The 4268-nt window shown below is 68.8% G+C and carries 2 protein-coding genes; both read left to right on the top strand.

The features are described 5' to 3' along the window. Positions 1-234 precede the first annotated feature (234 nt). Positions 235-2607: a RelA/SpoT family protein gene (locus tag ACFWPJ_RS10140; RefSeq protein ID WP_378849380.1), complete on the top strand. Its 2373-nt coding sequence runs from the start codon at positions 235-237 to the stop codon at positions 2605-2607. Positions 2608-2854: 247 nt separating this feature from the next. Then, the coding region (locus ACFWPJ_RS10135; protein ID WP_378849378.1) for a cutinase family protein at positions 2855-4268 on the top strand (1414 nt) is incomplete at its 3' end.

Genomic DNA, 4268 nt, shown 5'->3' with positions numbered 1-4268 from the left:
CCCGCGGGGGGGGCGGCCCCCGGCCCCCCCCCCCCGAGTTTGGGCGCGCTCACCCCCCCGGGGCACCCCCCAAACCCCACCCACCCCCCCCCTTTGCCCCCCCCCCCGACGACGCCCGAAAAGGGCGGTGGCTGGAGACCATCGTGGTATCTGGGCACGCTGTAAAGTTGGTGGTCTGGGCAGGTTTTGCAGCACTCGGCCGGGAGGTCTGAGTACTGTGCGAGAGGTGGTGGCATGACGGTACAACCCGGCCAGGCGAAGGTCGCGCAGGAACCCACCGGCGCCACGCCAAGCCAAGGTGCCCCGGGGAAGAAGCCCGAACCCCCCAAACAGTCCCCGACCGCCTCCGTGCCCAGCTCCGCCTCGCGGCGTGTGCGGGCCAGGCTCGCGCGCCGGATGACCGGTCAGCGCGGCATCGCGGCGGTGAAGCCGGTCCTGGAACCGCTGGCCACCGTCCACCGGGAGCTGTATCCGAAGGCGAATCTGGCGCTGCTGCAGCGCGCCTTCGACGTCGCCGACGAACGGCACGCCAAGCAGTTCCGCAAGTCGGGCGACCCGTACATCACCCATCCGCTGGCGGTCGCCAACATCCTCGCCGAGCTCGGCATGGACACCACCACGCTGGTCGCCGCCCTGCTGCACGACACCGTCGAGGACACCGGCTACTCGCTCGACCAGCTCAAAGAGGAGTTCGGGCAGGAGGTCGCCCACCTCGTCGACGGCGTCACCAAGCTCGACAAGGTCAACCTCGGCTCGGCCGCCGAAGCCGAGACCATCCGCAAGATGATCATCGCCATGGCGCGGGACCCGCGCGTGCTGGTGATCAAGGTCGCCGACCGGCTGCACAACATGCGCACCATGCGCTTCCTGCCGCCGGAGAAGCAGGCCAAGAAGGCCAAGGAGACCCTCGAGGTGATCGCGCCGCTGGCGCATCGCCTCGGTATGGCCACGGTCAAATGGGAGCTCGAGGACCTCGCCTTCGCGATCCTGCACCCCAAGAAGTACGACGAGATCGTGCGCCTGGTCGCCGACCGCGCGCCCTCGCGCGACACCTACCTGGCCAAGGTGCGCGCCGAGATCGTCAACACCCTCGCCGCCTCGCGGATCAACGCGATCGTCGAAGGCAGGCCCAAGCACTACTGGTCGATCTACCAGAAGATGATCGTCAAGGGTAAGGACTTCGACGACATCCACGACCTGGTCGGCATGCGCATCCTGTGCGACGAGGTCCGCGACTGCTACGCCGCCGTCGGCGTCGTGCACTCGCTGTGGCAGCCGATGGCGGGCCGGTTCAAGGATTACATCGCGCAACCGCGCTACGGCGTCTACCAGTCGCTGCACACCACCGTCGTCGGCCCCGACGGCAAGCCGCTGGAAGTGCAGATCCGCACCCAGGACATGCACCGCACCGCCGAGTTCGGCATCGCCGCGCACTGGCGCTACAAGGAGACCAAGGGCAAGCACTCCGGTGACGCCGCCGAGGTCGACGACATGGCCTGGATGCGCCAGCTGCTCGACTGGCAGCGGGAAGCCGCCGACCCGGCCGAGTTCCTCGAATCGCTGCGCTTCGACCTGAAATCGCCGGAGATCTTCGTGTTCACGCCCAAGGGCGACGTGATCACGCTGCCGCAGAAGTCGACGCCGGTCGACTTCGCCTACGCCGTGCACACCGAGGTCGGGCACAAGTGCATCGGCGCCAGGGTCAACGGCAGGCTCGTCGCGCTGGAACGGCAGCTCGAGAACGGCGAAGTCGTCGAGGTGTTCACCTCCAAGGCGCAGAACGCCGGACCGAGCCGGGACTGGCAGAACTTCGTCGTCTCGCCACGCGCGAAGGCCAAGATTCGCCAGTGGTTTGCCAAGGAGCGGCGCGAGGAAGCGCTCGAAAGCGGCAAGGAGCAGATCTCCAAGGAGGTGCGCCGCGTCGGGCTGCCGCTGCAGCGGTTGATGAGCGTCGACGCCATGACCGCGGTCGCGCACGAATTGCACTACTCCGACATCTCCGCGCTCTACACCGCCGTCGGCGAGCACCAGGTGTCCGCGCACCATGTCGTGCAGCGGCTCATGGCCCAGCTCGGTGGCATCGGTGACGTCGAGAACGAGCTGGCCGAACGGTCGACGCCGTCGACCACGCCCAGCAGGCAGCGGGTCACCGGCGACGCCGGCGTGCTCATTCCCGGTGCCTCGGGCACCGTGGCGAAGCTGGCCAAATGCTGCACGCCGGTACCCGGCGACGAGATCATGGGCTTCGTGACCCGCGGTGGCGCGGTGAGCGTGCACCGCACCGACTGCACCAATGCCGGATCGTTGCAGGCACAGGCCGAACGGATCATCGACGTCGAGTGGGCGCCGTCGCCGTCGTCGGTGTTCCTGGTCGCCATCCAGATCGAGGCGCTCGACCGCACCCGGCTGCTGTCGGATGTCACCAAGGTGCTGGCCGACGAGAAGGTCAACATCCTGTCCGCCTCGGTGGCCACCCACGGCGACCGCGTCGCGATCAGCAAGTTCACCTTCGAGATGGGCGACCCGAAGCATCTGGGCCACCTGCTCAATGTCGTGCGCAATGTCGAAGGCGTGTACGACGTCTACCGGGTGACCTCCGCCGCCTGACCCCGAATTCCGGCCCGGGCACCGTCGTTCGCGACGGTGCCCGGGCCTTTTTCCGCGCCCACCCGATCGCCAGAAGATTGCTGAGACAACGGGGTTTGCCGGGGGCAGTGAAAGGGCCACTTTGGGCAGCGGTTGGGAGTCCCGGAATCTGTTACGGTTTACTGCGTTTCAACGCTCCACTGGTCAGCCGAAACGGACTGTGATGCGGATCGATATGGCTCGGTGCACGACACGACTCACGGCGACGATGATCGCGTTCGCCGTCGCTTCGGTGACGGCATCGGCAGGCGTTGCCGCCGCGGACGAGGGTGCCTCCGGCGCTCCTTCCACGCAGGTGTCGATCTCGGCGTGTCCGGCACTGTACGCCTTGGGGATTCAGGGCACAGGCGAATCGTCACCGGACGCGGCGCCGAGTACCGACACCGGCATGCTGTCCACGGTGTTCCGGCCGCTGCTGGCCAAGGCCGCGGAGCCGGGTCTGGTCGACCGGGCCTACGTGCCCTACGAGGCCGGCTTCGGTGGCGCGGTGCCGGGTGGAGCGGTGCCTTACACGGAATCGGTCGACGGTGGACTCGCGCGACTGCGGTCGATGACCACTCAGGTGCTCCAGCGCTGCCCGGACTCGCGGGTCGCGGTGGTCGGGTATTCCCAAGGCGCCCACGTGGCCTCGCTGTTCGCCCAGGAAGTGGGGTCGGGGCAGGGCTCGGTGCCCGCGGACAAGATCGCCGCGGTCGCCCTGTTCGCCGACCCGACCCGCAGCGCGAACGCGCCGCTGTTCCCCGGCGCGCCCGACCGGACGACGCCGACCGCGGCGCCGGGAACCTCCGGCGACACGCTCGACGACGTCGCCGCGGTCCGGCAGGCCGTGGCACCCGGTGGCGGGCTCGGTACCCGGACCGACCAGGCCGCCGACTTCGGCAAGCTCACCGGGCGCGTCGCAAGTTTCTGCGCGACGGGTGATCTCGCGTGCGACGCGCCGCAGGGCGCGCCGATCATGCGCGCGGTGACCAACCTGGTCAGCCAGGTGAAACTCTCCGGTGGTGATCCGATCGGGTCGCTGGTCTCGATCGCGCAGGCACTGGCGTTCACGTCCATCAAGACCGCGTCGACGGTGGTCAACGAGGACATTTCCGGCAGCACGCTCGCGGATCTGTCGCTCTCGCCGAAGAAGTCGATCTCCCAGCGCCTGGCCGACGCCTCCGACCCGCGCAGTCAGCTCGATGTGAACGCCGCCTTCCAGGCGCTGCTCAAGGTCGGCATGATCGGCCTCAACGCCGTCACCACGGTCGTGAAGACGGTGCTGAACCCGGCGAGCATCACCGAATTGGCCACGGCGACACTGTCGAATCCGCTGGCCGGGCTGACCCTGCTCGGCACCGAACTCGTCGGCGCCGTTCCCCAGCTGGTGCCGCCGACCACCGGGGTCAGACTGGTCAACGAGGCATACACGGCCGTGCAGCAGAACATCACCGACAACTCCGAACTCCTCGATGTCACCACCTGGGTGCGCTACTGGGACTCGGTGCAGCGCCATGATGCCTACTCGCGCATGAGCGTCGGCGCCGACGGCGCGACCCCGACCCAGTACGTCGCCGAGTGGTGGGCCCCCGGGGCGGGCCCCCCCGGGGGGGGCCCGGGGGGCGGGGGGGGTGGCGGGGCGC

This window comes from Nocardia sp. NPDC058497 (assembly GCF_042720195.1).
Classification (GTDB): domain Bacteria; phylum Actinomycetota; class Actinomycetes; order Mycobacteriales; family Mycobacteriaceae; genus Nocardia.
Note: the sequence above shows the minus strand (reverse complement) of the source record. Positions and strands in the feature narration are given on the sequence as shown.